General features: G+C 52.2%; 19 protein-coding genes and 1 pseudogene. 10 read left to right on the forward strand and 10 right to left on the reverse strand.

Going from position 1 to position 19351, the window contains the following annotated elements; all coding sequences use genetic code 11:
* Positions 1-52: 52 nt before the first annotated feature.
* From ACFQ0F_RS04790 to ACFQ0F_RS04800, 3 genes are all read left to right on the forward strand, one after another.
* Positions 53-1063 carry an AraC family transcriptional regulator gene (locus tag ACFQ0F_RS04790; protein ID WP_340675379.1) on the forward strand — a complete coding sequence of 337 codons (1011 nt, stop codon included), beginning with the start codon at positions 53-55 and terminating at the stop codon, positions 1061-1063.
* Positions 1064-1138: 75 nt separating this feature from the next.
* Positions 1139-2596: a flavin-containing monooxygenase gene (locus ACFQ0F_RS04795; protein ID WP_379069645.1), complete on the forward strand. Its 1458-nt coding sequence runs from the start codon at positions 1139-1141 to the stop codon at positions 2594-2596.
* A 123-nt stretch (positions 2597-2719) separates the two neighbouring features.
* The gene (locus ACFQ0F_RS04800) at positions 2720-3217 is read left to right on the forward strand and encodes a TIGR00645 family protein (protein WP_340675381.1); all 498 of its coding nucleotides are present in this window, start codon (positions 2720-2722) and stop codon (positions 3215-3217) included.
* 15 nt (positions 3218-3232) lie between these two features.
* Here the strand turns inward: ACFQ0F_RS04800 and ACFQ0F_RS04805 are convergent, their stop codons facing one another.
* Positions 3233-4186, reverse strand: a complete 954-nt coding sequence (locus ACFQ0F_RS04805; RefSeq protein WP_379069648.1) for a LysR substrate-binding domain-containing protein — start codon at positions 4184-4186, stop codon at positions 3233-3235.
* A gap of 116 nt (positions 4187-4302) precedes the next feature.
* Here ACFQ0F_RS04805 and ACFQ0F_RS04810 point away from each other — a divergent pair, with 116 nt between their 5' ends.
* Genes ACFQ0F_RS04810 through trhA form a run of 3 tightly spaced genes read left to right on the forward strand, consistent with a single transcriptional unit; the run spans position 4303 to position 6452 of the window.
* On the forward strand, positions 4303-5157 hold the full coding sequence (locus ACFQ0F_RS04810) for a pirin family protein (RefSeq protein WP_379069651.1): 855 nt from the start codon (positions 4303-4305) through the stop codon (positions 5155-5157).
* 27 nt (positions 5158-5184) lie between these two features.
* A complete protein-coding gene (locus tag ACFQ0F_RS04815) occupies positions 5185-5745 on the forward strand; it encodes an NADPH-dependent FMN reductase (RefSeq protein ID WP_379069654.1) in 561 nt (186 codons plus the stop codon).
* 44 nt (positions 5746-5789) lie between these two features.
* Positions 5790-6452, forward strand: coding sequence for a PAQR family membrane homeostasis protein TrhA (trhA, locus tag ACFQ0F_RS04820; RefSeq protein ID WP_340675385.1), 663 nt, complete (start codon positions 5790-5792; stop codon positions 6450-6452).
* A 1-nt stretch (position 6453) separates the two neighbouring features.
* On the opposite strand, the gene ACFQ0F_RS04825 is transcribed toward trhA, so the two are convergent.
* Together ACFQ0F_RS04825 and ACFQ0F_RS04830 are read right to left on the reverse strand one after the other, a co-directional pair.
* The gene (locus tag ACFQ0F_RS04825) at positions 6454-7179 is read right to left on the reverse strand and encodes a cupin domain-containing protein (RefSeq protein WP_379069657.1); all 726 of its coding nucleotides are present in this window, start codon (positions 7177-7179) and stop codon (positions 6454-6456) included.
* A 98-nt stretch (positions 7180-7277) separates the two neighbouring features.
* The gene (locus ACFQ0F_RS04830) at positions 7278-7937 is read right to left on the reverse strand and encodes a ParA family protein (RefSeq protein ID WP_340675387.1); all 660 of its coding nucleotides are present in this window, start codon (positions 7935-7937) and stop codon (positions 7278-7280) included.
* 134 nt (positions 7938-8071) lie between these two features.
* Between ACFQ0F_RS04830 and ACFQ0F_RS04835 the strand changes: the two genes are divergently transcribed.
* A complete protein-coding gene (locus tag ACFQ0F_RS04835; RefSeq protein ID WP_379069662.1) occupies positions 8072-8914 on the forward strand; it encodes a peroxiredoxin family protein in 843 nt (280 codons plus the stop codon).
* Between the two features lie 116 nt (positions 8915-9030).
* Positions 9031-9885: a bifunctional methylenetetrahydrofolate dehydrogenase/methenyltetrahydrofolate cyclohydrolase FolD gene (gene folD / locus ACFQ0F_RS04840; RefSeq protein ID WP_379069665.1), complete on the forward strand. Its 855-nt coding sequence runs from the start codon at positions 9031-9033 to the stop codon at positions 9883-9885.
* 96 nt (positions 9886-9981) lie between these two features.
* Here the strand turns inward: folD and ACFQ0F_RS04845 are convergent, their stop codons facing one another.
* The 4 genes and pseudogenes from ACFQ0F_RS04845 to ACFQ0F_RS04860 all read right to left on the reverse strand — a co-directional run.
* Positions 9982-11193 carry a saccharopine dehydrogenase family protein gene (locus tag ACFQ0F_RS04845; protein WP_379069668.1) on the reverse strand — a complete coding sequence of 404 codons (1212 nt, stop codon included), beginning with the start codon at positions 11191-11193 and terminating at the stop codon, positions 9982-9984.
* A gap of 30 nt (positions 11194-11223) precedes the next feature.
* Positions 11224-12522, reverse strand: a complete 1299-nt coding sequence (locus ACFQ0F_RS04850) for a hemolysin family protein (RefSeq protein ID WP_340674468.1) — start codon at positions 12520-12522, stop codon at positions 11224-11226.
* 88 nt (positions 12523-12610) lie between these two features.
* Positions 12611-14023 (reverse strand): cysteine--tRNA ligase, encoded by a 1413-nt coding sequence (gene cysS / locus ACFQ0F_RS04855; RefSeq protein WP_340674476.1) that lies wholly within the window; start codon positions 14021-14023, stop codon positions 12611-12613.
* 5 nt (positions 14024-14028) lie between these two features.
* Positions 14029-15693, reverse strand: a pseudogene (locus tag ACFQ0F_RS04860) (glutamine--tRNA ligase/YqeY domain fusion protein); the annotation flags it as partial.
* A gap of 89 nt (positions 15694-15782) precedes the next feature.
* On the opposite strand from ACFQ0F_RS04860, the gene ACFQ0F_RS04865 reads away from it, so the two are divergent.
* On the forward strand, positions 15783-16283 hold the full coding sequence (locus ACFQ0F_RS04865) for a peptidylprolyl isomerase (protein WP_340674469.1): 501 nt from the start codon (positions 15783-15785) through the stop codon (positions 16281-16283).
* A gap of 3 nt (positions 16284-16286) precedes the next feature.
* Complete coding sequence (locus ACFQ0F_RS04870; RefSeq protein ID WP_340674470.1) at positions 16287-17042, forward strand: UDP-2,3-diacylglucosamine diphosphatase; 756 nt, start codon at positions 16287-16289, stop codon at positions 17040-17042.
* Here the strand turns inward: ACFQ0F_RS04870 and ACFQ0F_RS04875 are convergent.
* The 3 genes from ACFQ0F_RS04875 to miaE form a co-directional block, all read right to left on the reverse strand.
* The gene (locus ACFQ0F_RS04875) at positions 17039-17692 is read right to left on the reverse strand and encodes a hypothetical protein (RefSeq protein WP_340674471.1); all 654 of its coding nucleotides are present in this window, start codon (positions 17690-17692) and stop codon (positions 17039-17041) included. The genes ACFQ0F_RS04870 and ACFQ0F_RS04875 overlap by 4 nt on opposite strands.
* A gap of 65 nt (positions 17693-17757) precedes the next feature.
* A complete protein-coding gene (locus tag ACFQ0F_RS04880; protein ID WP_379069673.1) occupies positions 17758-18678 on the reverse strand; it encodes a putative RNA methyltransferase in 921 nt (306 codons plus the stop codon).
* Entirely contained in the window at positions 18675-19316 is a 642-nt protein-coding gene (gene miaE, locus ACFQ0F_RS04885) for a tRNA-(ms[2]io[6]A)-hydroxylase (RefSeq protein WP_379069677.1), read from the reverse strand. The genes ACFQ0F_RS04880 and miaE overlap by 4 nt, the downstream gene beginning before the upstream one ends.
* Positions 19317-19351: the final 35 nt, after the last annotated feature.

A 19351-nucleotide genomic window follows, 5' to 3' on the forward strand; every position in this document is an offset into this window, starting at 1 on the left:
TGCCACTTAACGACAATTTATTGTCATTACACGACAGTTGCCAGTGCTCATAATGACAAATTTAATACGCACAACAAATTTACGGGGCTACAAAGCGCTAGTGAGCTCGCTCGGTGGCGACCCTCAACAACTGCTGCAAGAGCTTCATGTTCCAGATGATCTAGAAGATAAAAACGACACTTTCATGCCATTTCGACAGCTAGCCTTACTGCTCGAAGTCAGTGCCAATAGCCTGAACTGCCCAGACTTTGGCCTGCGCATTTCTCAGTGGCAGGGGCCGAGTATTTTAGGCCCCATTGCCGTGATGATTCGCAACGCCGACACCGTTCAGTCGGCAATGGAGGATGTGGCTAAATACCTTCATGTGCACAGCCCTGCGCTCTCATTCAGCATTCTAGCGCCCGACTCAAATGGCAATATTTCTTTTGTTTTTCATATCGACGAGCCAAAAACACCTCTTGACCAAGCCTATGAGCTAACGATCGCAAATGCCGTCCATGCCTTACGAATGTTAGGAGGTGAAACAACATTGCCAGTCGCCCTTCACTTCGCGCACAAACCAAATTCTGCACTAGACGTCTATCAAGAACGACTCGGCTGCCCTGTGTATTTTGAGCAAGAATGGTCTGGTTTTAAGCTCAGCCCCGAGCAATTAGCGCGCCCTATTGATCAGGCTGATACCGAAACGCACCGCCTCGCGATCAGCTATTTAGCCTCGTTTCATGCGCCTGGATCTAGCCTAACACCCAGAGTTATTGAGCTTATTCGCGGCCTATTGCCTACTGGCCAATGCCGCATAGAAACCGTAGCAGATGAACTCGCCATACATACTCGAACGCTGCAACGGCGATTACTGCAAGAGCAGCAAAGTTTCGATTCACTACTAGATAGCCATCGCCGCCAACTTGCCACGCGCTATCTGGCCGAAAAAGGCCTGCGCCTATCGCAAATCGTCGGCATGCTCGGCTATACCGAGCAAAGCAGCTTCAATCGCGCATTTCGCCGTTGGTTCGAGCAAACGCCTAGAGCTTATCGCCTGAGCCTGTCGTCTAAAGACAATTAATTGTCGCTTTTTGCCAATAACTAGCTTTCGCAGGGTCGTACAGTGGCATGGTCAATTCGCTATGAGACTCATGCCATGCAAACAATAACAAAACCGCTGGATGTTCTAATCATTGGTGCCGGCCTCTCCGGCGTCGGTACCGCCTGCCACATTGCCCGTGAATTTCCCAATAAGACAATCGCCCTAATTGAGCGCCGTAAAACATTGGGCGGCACCTGGGACTTATTTCGCTACCCCGGCATTCGCTCCGACTCTGACATGGCCAGTTTTGGCTACGGCTTTAAGCCTTGGTTATCATCAAAAGTACTCGCCGATGGCCCAGCGATTCGTGATTACGTCATTGAGACGGCAAAAGAATTCAAACTCTATGAGAAAACCCATTTTGGTCTGCAAACTCAAACCGCCAATTGGTCATCGGAAGATAAGCTCTGGACATTAGTAACGCGCAATGAAGACAGTGGCGAAGAACAGGTTTTTACCTGCCGCTATTTGATTAGCTGTACCGGCTACTTCAATCATGACTATGGCTATCGCCCCGAGTTTCCAGGCGAGGAAAACTTCAAAGGACAAATCATTCATCCCCAGCAATGGCCTGAAGATCTCGACTACAGCAATAAGCGTGTTGTTGTCATTGGCAGTGGCGCAACTGCGGTCACACTACTACCCGCGATGGCTGAAAAGGTCAGCCATATCACCATGCTGCAACGCTCACCATCGTATGTTTTCGCGCTGCCAAACAAAGACAAAGTTTCCGATGCATTGGGTAAGTTTCTACCGGGCAGCGTGGTGTTTAAACTGGCTCGCGGCCGCAATATCGCCATTCAGCGCGCGCTATATATATCCTGCCGCCGTTGGCCCAATGCCATGCGTAAATTCTTGCTCTCGCAAGTTGAAAAGCAAATTGGCCCTGATATCGACATGCGTCATTTCACCCCAAAATACATGCCTTGGGATGAGCGCCTCTGCGTTGTGCCAGACGGCGATTTGTTTAAGGCACTACTCAGCGGCAAGGCCTCAATTGAAACTGATCACATCGATCGCTTTACCGAAAAAGGCATTTTGCTGAAGTCCGGCAAAGAGCTTGAAGCCGATATCATTATTAGCGCAACTGGCCTTACCTTGCAGATGCTCGGCGGCATGGCGATATCTGTCGATGGCGAAGCTCGGCCGCTCAATGAGCAAATGGTCTATAAGGGCCTATTGATCGAAAATATCCCAAATCTGGCATGGGTTTTTGGCTATACCAATGCGCCATGGACGTTGAAAGCCGATCTTGCTGGGCGCTATTTATGCCGCCTGTTTAAGCATATGGAAGCGGAAGATAAAACCGTCGCTATGCCCGTGAGCGCGCCAGGAATCGCGCTCGATGTCGGCATTGTAGACAGCTTGCAGTCAGGCTATGTGCAGCGCGCAAAGGACATCATGCCGCGTCAAGGCAAGCAGGCTCCATGGCAGGTCACGATGCATTACGGTAAAGATAAAGCCATGCTGCTGAAAGATGCTGTCGCCGATGAGGCATTGCGCATGCATTAAGGCTCTAGTGTAAAAAGTCGCGGCAGCATTGCTCAATGCGGGATTTAACTGCTAACACCTTGGCGCTGGCAGCTAATTCGGAACATAATTGCCGCCACTTTTTTACAAAGCTGAGCTGAGTTGATGGAAAAGATTATTGAAAAACTGATGTACTCATCGCGTTGGATTATGGCGCCAATTTATCTTGGCATGAGCCTAATCTTGCTCGCACTAGGCATTAAGTTTTTTCAGGAAATCTTCCACATTGTGCCCATTATTTTCAGCATGAGTGAAGTTGACCTGGTCTTAGTCGTACTGTCGTTGATCGACATTGTCTTAGTCGGCGGCTTGATTGTCATGGTCATGTTTTCAGGCTATGAAAACTTTGTATCGCGCTTAGATGTCGATGAAAGTGATGAAAAGCTAGGTTGGTTAGGCAAGTTAGATGCTGGCTCGCTGAAAAACAAAGTAGCGGCCTCCATCGTGGCAATTTCCTCGATTCATTTGCTGAAAATCTTCATGAATACCGAGAATATCGATAACGATAAAATCCAATGGTATTTGCTCATTCACATCACTTTTGTGGTGTCTGCCTTTGCCATGGGCTATCTCGATAAAATCACCAAAAGTACCGAAAGCTGATTTATAGCTCCTGAGTTATAGCGCCTCATAACCTCGGTTAAGGCGCTCAGGCTGCTCAAATTCATGCACACAGAAGTCGATAAAAAGCCGCACGCTGGGCAGTAGCCCGCGGCGACTGGGAAATGCCAAATGCAATATCCCAGGCCGTGGCAGCCAACCCGGCATTACCTCGACCAAGCGACCATCAGCGATAGCATCACCGGCCATCACCAAAGGTAAAGCCGCTACACCAACGCCACGCAGCGCCGCTTGATAAAGCGTACTCATGTCATTAGCTATGAGTTTAGGCTCGTGAGCTACTGTGATTTTTTCACCCTCAGGCCCGAGCAAATGCCATTCGGCACGACCTTGGCCATCGCCTAGATGCAAACTGGGCAGGCGCGCAACATCAGCAGGTTTTGAAAAAACAGCAGCTGCTTTGCCTTCAGCACTTTCCGTGTGGCTTGCCAATAAGCTCGGCGCGACCAACCAACGCTGGCAACTCCACGCCAAGCTGCGCATCACCAAATCACTATCGCTTAATGGCGGAAAGCGCACGCGAATCGCCAAATCCATGCCCTCGCGCTGCACATCTACGACACGGTTGGTCACCTCGGCATGCACATTAACGCGCGGATAAGCCGCCATAAACGCCGCGATAAGCTCAGCAAACTCATTATTCATCAATGCCGGCGGGCAGCTTAAGCGCAAGGTGCCACGCGGCTCAGCCTGCAGCCTTGCGACCTGTTCATCGGCGGCGTCAGCCTCCACTAACATGGCTTGGCAGTGCCGATAATAGGCCTGACCAAGCTCTGTCAGTTGAAATAGGCGACTGCCGCGATGCAATAACTGCACCTGCAAACGCGCCTCTAAAGCAGCCACTCGCCGACTCAATGTCGCTTTCGGCACATCAATAACTCGGCTCGCGGCAGCAAAACCTTTATGTCTGGCCACCGCTGCAAAGTACTGCATATCGTTTAAATCACGCATTCATCGTTCCATACATGCAACGCTATGTCTTTATATAGCATCTTTGCACCATATTGTTCCAGATATAACCTGTGCACATCAACTCTGTACGTATCAACAAAAAGAGGAGCAAGGTCATGAAGCAAATCAAAGGCGTTTATGCACCACCTCGTCAACACTGGGTCGGCGATGGTTTTCCTGTGCGTTCACTGTTTAGCTATGGCATGCACGACAACGATATCAGCCCATTTCTACTGCTAGACCACGCCGGTCCTGCAGAATTTACACCCAGCGATAAACCTCGCGGTGTCGGCGTACATCCACATCGCGGCTTTGAGACCGTCACCATTGTTTATGATGGCGAAGTCTCGCATCGTGACTCGGCTGGCTTTTCCGACACCATTTATCCTGGCGATGTGCAGTGGATGACCGCCGCTTCCGGCATTTTGCATGAGGAGTTTCACAGCCCGCGCTTCAGCGAAACCGGTGGCACCATGGAGATGGCGCAACTCTGGGTAAATTTGCCAGCAAAAGACAAAATGACGCCGCCGCGATATCAAGGCATCGGCGCGAAAAAAATTCCAACAGTGGCGCTAGATCACGGCTCTTTGCGAGTTATTGCTGGTGATTACACCGGCAATGCAGGCCCCGCACTCACCTATTCGCCGATCAATGTTTGGGATTTGTCGTTACAGCCCGGTGGCGCTCAGGACTTCTCCGTCAGCGATGGCCACAGCTTGATCGTGGTCGTGCTGAAAGGTGAGGTCATGGTCAATCGCGAGCACGCTATTGGCACCGATCACACCGTAGTGTTTGCGCACAATGGCGGCGATTTTAGCCTTGAAGCATTAAGCGATAGCAAAGTGCTCGTGCTTAGCGGCGAGCCGCTGAACGAGAACATCGAGGGTTATGGCCCGTTTGTGATGAACACTCGCCAAGAAATTAATCAAGCGATTGATGATTTTAACCACGGCCGCTTTGGCCAACTGTGATTAATAACTCCCATAAAGGAAGCAGACATGAAAGCAATTAAAGTACTCACCATTTCAGGCAGCCTGCGTAAGGCTTCTTTCAATAGCATGGCCTTGCGCACAGCCGAAGCACTAGCACCTGAAGGCATGAGCTTTACGCATGCCGATCTGCATGGCCTGCCGCACTACGACCAAGACCTACGCGACACGGAAATCCCAGCTGCCGTGCAAACGCTCGATGCGCAAGTGCGCGCCGCCGATGCCGTACTGATTGCCACACCAGAATATAACTACTCGATACCTGGCGTATTGAAAGATGCCATCGATTGGCTATCGCGCATGCCAGACCAGCCGCTCAATGGCAAACCAGTGGCCATCATGAGCGCCAGTATGGGCGTGATGGGCGGAGTGCGTGCGCAATACCATTTGCGCCAATCGTTAATCTTCATCAATGCCCATGTGCTCAACCGCCCAGAAATCATGATCGGCAGCGCACATGAGCGTTTCGATGCCGATGGCAAACTCACCGATGCCATGACTGAAAAACTCATGCGTGAGCAGTTGGTTGCTCTCGCAGAATGGACCAATAGATTGCGTGCCGATCGCTAAGGCAATGCGATAAAGTAGAGGCTCTTCGCACAGAGCCTCTACTCATGTCAGCCAATAAACATACTAATGCTGCCGCGCCTTATGGCGTTGCTGAAGAAATCGCCAATGCTCTGAGCCACGGCCTTAGCATGGCCGCTGCCATTGTCGCCACCACGCTCTTGCTGGTGAAAGGCATGCCCACGCTGAGCACTGGCCAACTCGCCGGTGTGGCCATCTATGGCGCTAGTCTCATCCTGCTATTTCTCAGCTCTACGCTGTACCACAGCATCACTCACGCACCGAGCAAGGCCGCACTAAAGCGCCTAGATCATTGCGCTATTTATCTGCTCATTGCCGGCACTTATACGCCGCTACTGACCATCACGTTAGCGCACAGCGCATACGCTCAAATCATGCTAGTGGTGATTTGGGCATTAGCCTTTGCCGGCATCTTGTTCAAAATATTTCTCATCCATCGCTTTAAAAAGCTCTCACTCATCACCTATTTGCTGATGGGCTGGATCTCACTAGCATTGATTAATGAGCTGTGGGCGAGCTTGGCACGACCGGGTTTTTGGCTGCTGATCGCCGGAGGCCTCTGCTTTACCGTGGGTGCAGGCTTTTATGCTGCTAAGCAAGTGCGTTATACGCATGCGATTTGGCATGTATTTGTCGCCGCTGGCGCCGCCTGCCATTGCGTATTAATTGGCATGTATGTGCTGCCGTGAGCTAGCTTGGCAGCGCCACCATCGGTGCATCCAAGTGCCCAACTTTGACATAAATCAACGCGCCTTCTGCTCGCGTGAATGGCTGGTGGCGACTCCAGCGCGGGTTGCGTAACCAGCTGCCTGCGGGATAGTCGCCCTGCTCATCGCTAAATACGCCGTCGAGCACGAAAATTTCCTCACCACCTGGATGCGTGTGCGGATTAAAATGCGTATTTGGCGCCCACTTCACTAACGCCGTATCGACACCATCAGCACTGTGCAGAGGCATTACCGTTAAGCCCTCGACCATGCCTTGCCGCCAAGGTATTTCGCGCGTGTTAAGCCTAAGTGACTGCGAATCAGCCTCCGTAAACTGCCACAGCTTCACCAATAAAGTGCAGCCCTCACGCGAAAACGGTGCGTGTGAACTGCCCGGTGGATTTCGCAAATAACTGCCAGCGGGGTAATCACCTTGCTCATCAGAAAAAATACCTTCAAGCACGAAAATTTCTTCACCGCCGCCATGTATATGGGTGGGGAACTGTGCGCCTGGTGTATAGCGCACCACACTAGTCGCACGAGCCACTTCCGCTCCAATGCGATCAAGTACGCGCCGCACCACGCCACCACTTGGTGAGTCCAGCCATTGCGCATCTGCGGCAAAGCAGACCTCACGCAAACTAAAGTCAGCGCGCACTGAAGAGACGGCTGAATCAGCGCTGTAGGCATCTTGCTTAAAGTTGTTCATATAGATATTCCATGAGGATCTCAGGTCACCATCAAACCATTACCAAGCTTTAACTTAGTTGATGCTCAGGGTAGAAACAGTCGCGAAACCAAAGATGTCTAACCTGCGGAGAAATCAGGTTCTTTCAATTTAATCTGCTTCATCACCTGCTTCAGCAGTACACGGCACTCTGCCTTTGCGCGCGGATCATGCCATTCCTCTACATACAGGCCACGACCAATGCACTCGACATAGGCAGTGCGAAGACTCAAGTGCGAACTTAGCTCTTTCGCACGTAAAGCCTTTGCCGTGCCGTCGAGAAAATCTGCCGTTGCGCGAGTAGCACGCAGCCTATTCCAAACTAAACGAGTAGTTAATCGCGAGTTAGTTTTCTTGCATTCCTTCACTAACTCCATCACTGACTCAGTGGCCCAAATATCTGGCGCCGAAGCCGTTAGCGGCAGTAAAAGTAAGTCGCTAATGGCCATCGCTTCGCGTAAAAACTTAACACTGCGTGGCGGCAAATCCATCACGATAACGTCACATTGACCATCTAGTTGCTCAGCTGCTGCTGCCACTTGCGCAGCACTCTCGCAGCCTAAAACGATAATATTAGGGTCATCCCGTAAAGCTGCCCATTGTGAACTTGTGCCTTGCGGTAAATCTGCATCGATTAGCCCGACACGAAAATTTTGTGCCAGATAAGCTGCTAGATTAGTAGCCAATGTAGATTTACCTACACCGCCTTTGAGTTGTGCAATAACGATTATTTTAGCCATGCGCTATCAATAACATAGAGCTAAATCAGCTTGCTACCTCGCAAATATTACAAATGATCATTGCTCGACCAATCGCTACACAATGCATAGATTTGTTTCGTTACACTGTCACTCATCATCTCGGGAGTCGCTGTATGAATCGCCTAAAATCTGTGTTTATTTCGCTCTATATGACCATGCTCGTTGCTGGCATTTTCTACTCGGCATTTCGCATTGCCGTTGAAGGCCCAACCACCGCGTGGATGGGCCTGGCGATTGCCTCCATCGTGCCTGGCGCATTTTTTATGCGGCTGTTTTTGGCACCGGTTGCACGCACCGGTGAAGACCTGCGCTGGATGCCCTTACTCGGGCTTATCGCCGCTTGCATCTCCGTCACCTTGGCGCCAAATCAGCCTTGGGCTCTAATCACCGCCCTGCTTAATGGCGTCATTGGCCCAGTTATCTATATTCGTTGGTATTCGCGCTTTAGTAACCGAGACACTGCAACCTTAGCAGCAGGACAACAATTACCAAGCTTCGATTTAATCGATGCTCAAGGCAAAAATGTCAGCAGCAAAGACCTGAGCAAAGGCACCACGCTCTGGCTATTCTTTCGTGGCAACTGGTGTCCCTTGTGCATGGCGCAAATTCAAGAAGTCGCCCATGACTATCAAGCCCTAGCCGCGCGCGGCGTGCGAGTTTGCTTAGTTAGCCCTCAGCCAGAAAGCAACACGCAGCAACTCGCCAAGCAATTTAAAGTGCCTATGGAGTTTTACTCTGATACCAATAACGCTGCAGCGCGAAAGCTTGGCATTTTAGCCGAGGGTGGCCTGCCCGCCGGCTTACAAGCCTTAGGCTATGACTCCGATGTGCCGATGCCAACAGTGATTATTAGCAAGGCTGGTGGTGAAATAATCTATAGCGACCTAACCGAAAATTACCGTCTTCGGCCTGAGCCACAAGATTTTATGGCCGCGATAGACGCTGCTGGGCTCTAGTTTTACCCAGTAGCTTAGGTGCTCTACTCTGGTCGAAACGGCGTTGCGCATGAGACAATGCGCACCATCGTTTTTCCCTTGCTACGTGGCAGCAGAGTTGCCCTGTCGGAGTTTCAATGTCAGCAAATTCGCCTACTTTAGTGCTCGATGGCAAAGCCTTATCATTGAAAATGGAGGCGCAGTTACTTGAGCGCGTCACTCGTCTGCGCGAAGACACCGGTCGCACGCCGATTTTGGCGACTATTTTAGTCGGCGATGACCCCGCATCCGAGACCTACGTAAAGATGAAGGGCAATGCCTGCAAGCGTGTTGGCATGGACTCTATTCGCCGCACCTTGCCTAGTGAAACCACGACAGAGCAGCTCTTGGCCGAAATTCAGGCACTCAATGCCAACCTCGATGTGCACGGTATTTTGCTGCAACATCCAGTACCCGAGCAAATTGATGAGCGCGCCTGCTTCGATGCTATCGCGCTAGAAAAAGACGTCGATGGCGTTACCTGCTTAGGTTTCGGCCGCATGAGCATGGGCGAACGCGCCTATGGCTCCGCTACGCCTGCCGGCATTATGACGCTGCTAAAGGCTTATGACATCGAGCTCGCTGGCAAGCATGCTGTGGTGGTTGGCCGCAGTGCTATTTTGGGCAAGCCAATGGCAATGATGTTACTTGGTGCCGATGCCACCGTCACCATTTGCCATTCGAAGACTCGCGATCTTCCTGCTCTAATCAAGCAAGCTGATATTGTCGTTGGTGCAGTTGGACGGCCTGAGTTCATTAAAGCCGAATGGATTAAAGATGGCGCAGTTGTAGTTGACGCTGGCTACCATCCCGGTGGTGTTGGCGATATTGAGCTAGCACCGCTGCATGGTCGCGTTAGTGCCATCACGCCAGTGCCAGGCGGTGTTGGCCCGATGACTATTGCTACGCTGATTGAGCAATCAGTGACGGCGGCAGAACGCCAAGCAAGCTGAATCGGCTACTAAGCGGCTAGCCTCAGACAGGCTCAGAAACAAAAAAGGCCTCTTTTAAGAGGCCTTTTTATTACGCACTATTTACAGCAAAAACGCTTAAGCAATACGCTCAAAACGCAATCCCGCATGTGCCGTTAAACGCGAAATCAAACGCTCACCAAACAAACTCGCCGGTGTCCAAAAACCACCCTCAAACTCTGTTTTTGGCGTATCAAAAGCCAGACACATTGCCGCTTGAGCCAGCATCTTGCCGGTCGAACCATAGCCTGGATCACGATCACCAAAGACCTTCACCGACAATGATTTACCTGATGCCGTGCGGCCAATAAAGCGCAAATCATAGAAGCCATTTTCTTGTTCATCAGGGCTTGGGCCCTCGCCTGGCGAAGGCAGAACTTTGCCTAATAGCGCACGCGTGGGCGAAAATGCAGAGCCGATCATCACACCGGCAATACCTGCCGCAACAACACCTGCTGTGATTGCGCCTTTAGCGCCAACGCCGGTGCACATGGCCTCGTCGTAGGTAAAACCCTCACCCCAAGGATGGCCTTGCAAGGCGTGGCTGCGATGCACCACACGCGTGTTCACGGTGGCCATCACGAAAGGTCCAACCCAACGCTTAAAGTCGGCATCGAACTGCACACCTTGCACATTAGGTTGGCGCACGCGCTTATAGTCGTCAGCTGGGCAAATAGCATAGGGATCGGTCATTTCACGACGCACAGCAGGGTCAGCCTTGGCCTCTTTCACTGCATTCATCAAACTCGCCACCGTGCCGCCAGAAGCACCACCGCGTATTTTCCAGACGCGCATTTTCACCGAATTACAGGGCTCACCCAAGCTGCTTTGTGCCTCTTGCTGCAAAAAGTGCACGCCAAGATCTGATGGTATTGAGTCGAAACCACAACAATGCACAATGCGCGCACCGCTAACTTTCGCCGCCTCGCCATAACGCTTGATCATGCGGCTAGCCCACTGAATTTCGCCCGTCAGATCGCAATAATCCGTGCCCGTTTCAACACAGGCCCGCACCAATGGTTCGCCATAAAGCGCGTATGGGCCAACAGTCGAAATAATCACTTCAGTTTGCGCACATAAGGCTTGTAGCGAGGCTTCATCACTAGCATCGGCGATTAGCAGAGATACATCGACACCTAGCTCGCCACTAAGCTCATCGAGCTTAGTTTGCGAGCGTGCAGCCATGGCCCAGCGCAAGGTGCCCGCAGGCTGACTGGCCAAATAACGGCTGAGAATTTTGCCGACAAAACTGGTGGCGCCAAATACGATCACATCATAAGGTTTCGTCATTGCAGTCTCCGTTTTGCCTGCATCAGGCAGTTAAATTAAGGCTGGTGGAGTCGGTCGGCTCACCAATAACTTATCGATGCGCATACCGTCCATATCGACAACCTCTAAGCGCAGACCTTGCCAGGTCAATACATCGCCGGTTTGCGGAATACCGCCGACTTCAAATAAAACTAAGCCCGCCAGCGTTTGAAAATCGCGGCTAGCTTCAAGCTCTTCGGCCTCAAGCGGGAATAAATCGCGAAAGCGTTCGATAGACAAGGCGCCATCTAACAACCATGTGCCATCTTCGCGCGTCACTACATCTGGGTCACGTGAGCTCGCCTCAGAGGGCAACTCACCAACCATCGCTTCCAAGACATCGGTCAGCGTGACTAGGCCTTGGATATCACCATACTCATCGACCACCAGCGCCATGTGCTGGCGACGTTTACGCAGCAGCTCCAGCAAAGCCATTGGCGTCATGCCCACGGGCGCGAAAATACCAGGCTTGGCCAGTAGCTCAATATCCCAGCCGCCGCCCTGCAGGTTGTGCTGCAGCAGCTGTGGCAACGACACTACGCCAATATAGTTGCCACGGCCATCGCGACACACCGGCAAATGGTTATACGGTGTTTGCGCGATTAAGGCTTTTTGCTCTTCCAAGCTATCAGCCAGATCAAGCCAGGTGATATCTGGGCGCGGCGTCATGATTAAGCCGAGATTCCAGTCATCCATGCGGAAAACATTGGCGACTAGCTCACGCTCGCTATGATCGAAAATGCCCGCCTGCGCACCCTCAGCCATCAAGACCTTAATTTCCTCTTCTGTCACCGGCGGATCATCGACACGCTTTACGCGCAGCAAATCCAGCACCAGCTCGGTCGACCAGCTTAAAAAACGCACGGCCGGATGCGTGATAAACAACACGCCACGCATGAATGGCCCAATGATTCGCGCAATACGTTCAGGCGACTGCATAGCCAAGCGCTTCGGTACTAACTCACCGATGATCAAAGAAAAGTATGTGATGGAAATGACCATACATGCCGTTGCTAAGACACTGGCGTAAGGCGCGATCAGCGGCATACCTTCAAAGATTGGCCGCAGCCGATCAGAAATAGCGCTCTCGCCAAAGGCACCGCTCATGACACCGATTAGCGTGATGCCAATCTGCACGGTGGAGAGGAAAAATGTGGGTTGCTCGGCCAGTTTCAGCGCGGCCTGTGCGCCTTTATCGCCAGCTTCAGCCATGTGTTGCAGGCGGATGCGACGGGAAGACACAATCGAAATTTCGGAAAGTGCAAAAACACCATTAAAGGTGATTAACAACAGAATCAGCAGTATGTCCATAAATGGCGGCGGGTAGTGACCGGTAGCGTGGATACGCCGCAGGCCGCATCATAACGCGGCACTACGATTTTCTCCTAGTACGGGGCGATCAATCGCTGGCCTTACGCCAACGCACACCCTCCCGACTAAACTCTACCGCCACACCCATACCGCTGAGCTGCTCGCGTAATTCATCAGAGCGTTGAAAGTTTTTCGCCGCCCGCACCTCAGTGATTTCCGCCACCAAGGCTTCAACTTCAGCCACAAATGCTGCATCGCCGGCACCCGCCTGGCGGAAGGCTTCAGGCTCATATTGCAACAAGCCAAGGATGCCGCCCAAACGCTTGAGCAAGTTGGCAAACTCGCTTGCCGCCGCACGATCGCCAGCTTTATCGCAGCGGTTAGCTTCGCGAACTAGCTCATACAACACCGCCAATGCTTCTGGCGTATTGAAATCATCGTTCATGGCGCTGCTGAAGCGTGCTTCGAACTCAGCCGCTGTCGCTGGCTCGCCCTGCGTGGCATCGACAAAAGCCCCTAGCGTGGCGTAGAAGCGCTCTAGTGCCTGTTTAGATTGATCCAACGCCGCATCAGAGTAATTTAGCGGGCTGCGGTAATGACTAGCGGCAATAAAGTAGCGCAGCACTTCCGGGTGATAGTCTTTTAAGACTTCGCGGATGGTGAAGAAGTTGTTTAAGGACTTCGACATTTTCTCCGCATTTACTTGCACAAAGCCCACGTGCATCCACGCATTCACATAGGTCTCACCAGTGGCGGCTTCAGATTGTGCAATCTCATTTTCATGGTGTGGAAACAATAAATCGCCGCCGCCGCCATGAATGTCAAAGCCCGAACCTAAGCAGCAAGTCGACATCGCTGAACATTCGATATGCCAGCCCGGACGGCCCTCGCCCCAAGGCGAAAGCCATGATGGCTCGCCTGGCTTAACTGCTTTCCACAAAACAAAATCCATTGGGTCAGATTTCAGCTCGTCGACCTCAACGCGGGCACCAGCCTGCAAATCATCGAGCTTTTTGTTCGACAAGCGGCCATAGCGCGGGAAGCTCGAGACATCGAAATAGACATCGCCATTTTTTGCCGGATAGGCGTGGCCCTTATCGACCAGCTTGGTGATCATGTTCAAGATGTCATCGACATGATCGGTGGCTTTCGGCTCTAGCGTCGGCGCCAGTGTGCCGAGTGCGGCAGCGTCATCGTCCATCGCGGCGATAAAGCGAGCGGTGAGCGCATCTATGCCCTCGCCGTTTTCTTGCGCGCGACGAATGATTTTGTCGTCGATGTCGGTGATATTGCGCACATAAGTGACTTTAAAGCCCAAGTGACGCAACCAGCGCGTGATGATGTCAAACGACACCATGACCCGCGCATGACCGATATGGCAGTAGTCATACACCGTCATGCCGCAAACATAGAGGCTGACTTCGCCCGGCGTGCGTGGCACAAACGGCTGCTTACGGCGCAGCTCAGAGTTGTGCAGAACGAGGTTGGTGGCGGCTGGCAATAGACTCACTTGGCTTTACCCCAGGTGTCGCGCAGGCTCACGGTGCGGTTAAACACCAAATGCTCAGCACTGGCATCGCGATTGTCTAAGCAGAAATAGCCTTCACGCTCAAACTGATGTGCCTGCTCTGGCTCCGCACTCGCCAATGATGGCTCAACGCGGGCATCGGCGTAGACCACCAGCGACTCTGGGTTCATCAGCTCGCGATAATCGACTTCGCTACGATCCGGCATGGCATCAATAAACAGACGGTCATAGACGCGCACTTCTGCCGGCAGCGAATGGCTGGCCGAGACCCAGTGCACTACACCTTTGACTTTGCGGTCAGTCGGATTCACACCTAATGTGGCGAGATCGACCGAGCATTTGAGCTCAACCACCACGCCATCGGCATCCTTCACTACGTCATCACAACGAATGATGTAGGCATTGCGCAGACGCACTTCACCGCCGGGAATTAGACGCTTAAAGCCTTTCGGCGGCACTTCTTCAAAATCGCTGCGATCGAGAAAAATCTCGTGAGTAAACGGAATCTCGCGTTCGCCCATGTCGACATTGGGGTGGCGGCTAGCACGCAAAATCTCCAGATGATCAGCTGGCAAATTGGTCAACGTCACTTTCAAGGGTTTGAGCACGGCCATCGCACGCGGTGCGCTGAGCTCTAGTTCGTCGCGCATGCAAAACTCGAGCATGGCCATATCCACCACGCCATCGCTTTTGCTAATGCCAACGCGCTCGCAGAAATTACGTAGCGCCGCCGGCGGGCAGCCGCGACGACGCAGGCCAGAAATCGTAGGCAGGCGCGGATCATCCCAGCCACCAACCAACTGCTCGTCAACCAATTGTTTGAGCTTACGCTTGCTGGTCACCGTGTAGTTCAGATTCAGGCGGGCGAACTCGATTTGCTGCGGATGTGGCAATTGCGGCAGTTTATTGAGCAGCCAGTCATACAGTGGGCGATGCGCCTCAAACTCCAAGGTGCAGAGCGAATGCGTAACACCTTCGAGCGCATCGGAAATAGGATGCGTAAAGTCGTACATCGGGTATATGCACCAGGTATCGCCAGTTTGGTGGTGATGCTGATGGCGGATGCGATAGAGAATTGGATCACGCAGATTGAAGTTACCCGATGCCATATCAATGCGCGCACGCAAAATATGAGCTCCGTCGGCAAACTCAGCTGCCTTCATGCGCCGGAACAGGTCCAAGCTCTCCGAGACAGGTCGATCACGATACGGCGAGTTAGTGCCTGCTTGCGTGAGCGTGCCACGGCCTTCGCGGATCTGCTCAGGTGTTTGCGAGTCGATGTAAGCATCGCCCTGCTCGATCAGCTGCTCAGCAAAGGCATAAAGCTGATCAAAGTAGCTCGAGGCATACTGAATATCGCCGGCCCATTGAAAACCAAGCCACTGCACATCACGCGAAATCGCATCGATATACTCTTGAGATTCCTTTTCGGGGTTGGTGTCGTCGAAGCGTAGGTTACAAACACCTCCAGCTTCCTGCGCAACACCAAAATTCAGACAAATCGACTTCGCATGACCAATATGTAGGTAGCCGTTGGGTTCTGGAGGAAATCGCGTGACCAATTGAGTGGTTTTACCGCTGGATAAGTCGTCGGATATACGGGTTCGGATAAAATCGCTGGCTTCTAGCATGGTCTGACTGGCAAAATTAAAGAAGGGAGTCTACCCCGCGGCTCATCAGCCACTCAACCAATAAGGCGCGTTTGCCGCCGCTAATCATTTGGAGCACTCGCATGAAGGTTGCGCTTAACACGAACTACGGCCGTATTGTCTTAGAACTCAATGCCGAAAAAGCCCCAAAAACTGTGGCTAATTTTGCTGAATACGTAAAAAGTGGTCACTACAACGGCACGATTTTCCATCGCGTCATCGACGGTTTCATGGTCCAAGGCGGTGGTTTCGATGACAAGATGAAGCAAAAGCCTACCAATGCACCGATTCAAAACGAAGCCGACAACGGCCTCACCAACGAGATCGGCACTGTCGCCATGGCACGCACCATGGATCCACACTCAGCGTCGGCACAGTTTTTCATCAACGTTGGTAACAACGGTTTCTTAAACCACAGCGGCAAAAACCCACAAGGTTGGGGCTACGCCGTGTTTGGTAAAGTTTCCGAAGGCATGGAAGTGGTTAATAAAATCAAAGGCGTGCCCACAGGCAATGCCGGTGGCCACCAAGACGTACCGCGCGATGGCGTGGTGATCGAGTCTGCTGAAATCATCGCTGAATAAGCCATGAGCCAAACACTGCTGGTCTCCGATGTGCACATCAGTGCCGACCTCACGCGCGTCAACGCAGGCTTTATGCATTTGCTTGATACGCTGCCGGCTAACTGCCATCGAGTCATCGTGCTTGGCGACTTATTTGAAGTGTGGGTAGGCGATGATTTTGCCTCGCCCACACTGAGCGCCATAGAGGTTGCCTTTAAGCGTCTTACCGCACGTGGCGTGGAGTTGTTATTTTGCCACGGCAACCGCGACTTCTTAATGGATGCTGGCCCTGCTGGCAGCGAAGCATTTAGCGCACGTGTCGGTGGCCGACTAATGGCTGAACACGAGGTCATCGACTTGCATGGCACGCCTGTGCTGCTCATGCACGGCGACCAGCTCTGCTTAGATGACAGCGCTTACATGGCGTTTCGGGCGCAAGCGCGCAGCGAGGCATGGCAGCAAGGCATACTTTCGCAGCCGTTGGACCAACGCATGCAATTAGCTGAGTTTTGGCGTATGCAAAGCCAAGCGGCCAACAGCAATAAGCCCGAAAACATCATGGATGTGAATGCAGATGAAGTCGTGCGCGTGCTCACGGAAGCAAATGTGCTGACACTTGTGCATGGCCATACGCACCGCCCGCAACAACATCCTCACTTACTAGCCGATGGCCGGGAAGCGACACGTTTTGTCTTAGGCGATTGGCGCGAAGCTGAAGGCCAAGCCGTGATTGCCTGGGCTAACGACAGTGGTATTCATTTAGAAGACTTTCGCTTTTAAACGCCTTTTGGCGGCCGCAAGTCCAACAAATTATGGACATCTTCAGCAGGGTCTTGCATCGGGAAAATATCGCCTTCGGGCTTACCCGCAGGTCCACGTGCTGTCTCTACAACTGCCAATACATCGATCGTGCATAGCGACTGAATCGCTTCATCTTGAATGCGTGCATTCACTTCTTTGACGATTTGATCGCGCACTACAGGATGTACTAATTTCATTTTATCCAGCACTTCGCTGGGTGGGTTTTCACCAACGAGTACAATGCTGACACTTTTGCTGGTGACCAAATGCGGCACCATACGCAGCAGCACTGGCTCATAAGTTTCAACATCAATATTAACCGTAATGGTGACATCGAGCGCATAGCGCAAACTCAAGCCAAAAATCTCAACATCAAGCTTTAGATTGCCCTGAATCGCTAGCAAAAAGCTGATTTCTGGCAACTTCTCAAGATCTGGGTCTACACGAATATCTTTTAATTCAAAAACATAGGAAACAACAAAAAGCTCAGCGGGCAGCTTGCGAATGGAGCCAGCCATGGTCGACTCCAACGCTGCCTCAATTTCGGTACCAATACGCCGTGCCGTGACCACTTGATGAATAAAATTGTGGCCGAATTCAGCGTAACTGATTTTTTTTCCCATCTTCACCGTTTACGCCCCATTCATTCGTCATCCATAACCGCCATAGCGGCGATAAATCTAGCGCCAATAGCTCACGCGCCGCCTAAATCCAACATTGGTTTGCTCAACACTAACACGCTAAAAGCGGCCTCTGTGTGTAAACTTTGCAACTGCGCAACCGCACTCAGGCGTACAGGGTTAGCTTTCCATGCGTAAGGCGTCATCAACAACAAGTCATTGATAGCGGCTTGATCAAGGCTGATGTCGTAGCGCACTTCCTTCTGCAACACGACCTGAAAGTGCTCACTCGCGGCCTCAGCAAACTTGCTTGGCTCATGGTCATGAACTTGCTCAAACAAGGCTTGGCGATAGCTAAATAAATGCGCAGGCGCTGGCGTGACAATGACCACCTGCCCGCCCGGCCTCAGCAAACGTAGCATCTCAGCAAGCGGGACTGGCGCAAAAATACTGGTGATGGCATCGGCACTGGCATCGGCTAGCGGTACGGCGGCGACACTTGCCACCGCACAGCGCAGCGCCGGATACGTTTTCGCCGCCATGCGTATCGCCGGTTTAGCAATATCGAGCGCGATAACTTCGCAGGCAACATCGTTTAATGCTGCGGTGTAATAGCCCTCACCACAGCCGAGGTCAATTAGTGTTTGGCACGGCGTAATGACTTCAGTCAGGGCATCACGCAGCGGCTGATAAAATCCGCCATCTAAAAAGCGCCGCCGAGCCTGGAGACTTTCTATGGTATCGCCGGGCGATAGTGATTTTTTCTGCTGCACTGGCAGTAAATTGACATAGCCCTCACGCGCAATATCAAAGCAATGCCCAGCCTCACAACGATAACTTTTACTAGTTGGCGAAGTGCTTTCCAAACGCAGCTCATGAGTCGACTCAGTGACCTCTAACGGCTCAGAGTCTTGCTCGCCAATGGCAGCATCAGGCACTGTGTTCGCTGCCCTTATTGATGCTGCTGCGCAGAGCGGGCAGCGCCACGGCGTCATGCTTGTGCTCGCGTTTGAGATTGCACTTGAATTTGCGGCACGCCACTGTGAAAGCGCATCTCAACATCGGGCGTAGAAATCAATTCAGCCTCCACTTCGCGGAAAAATGCCACGCGCTCAGCGATAGGCTCACTGCTATAGCATTGCGCCAAGCCTAAATAATGAGTGAAATGCCGCGCCTCAGAGCGCAACAAAAAGCTATAGAAGCGCTTAAGCTCATCGTCGAGATACTCCGCTACTGCCGCAAAACGCTCGCAAGAGCGCGCTTCGACAAAAGCTCCAATAATCATTAGGTCGACCAAATGCGCAGGCTCGTAAGTGCGCACATGCTGGCGCATACCGTTGGCATAGCGGCTCGCTGACAATGGTCGATAGCTGATGCCACGCTTAGCCATGAGCTCTCGTACTTGCTCATAGTGCAGTAGCTCTTCGCGCGCCAATTGCGTCAGCTCGGTTTGTAACTGCTCGCGATCGTTGTAACGAAACAGCATATTCAGCGCCGTGCTTGCGGCCTTTTTTTCACAATTAGCATGGTCTTGCAGCAGTGTCGGTAGATCGGCTACGGCAGCCTGCACCCAGGCATCGGTAGTGGCCGCGCCGAGAAAATCACGTACGGGCTGAAGAAAATCAGAACTCATGAGCTAGCTATCATCAAAATCAAGTGGCCTGCAGT

It is taken from the genome of Paraperlucidibaca wandonensis (assembly GCF_042677145.1).
Lineage (GTDB): Bacteria > Pseudomonadota > Gammaproteobacteria > Pseudomonadales > Moraxellaceae > Perlucidibaca > Perlucidibaca wandonensis.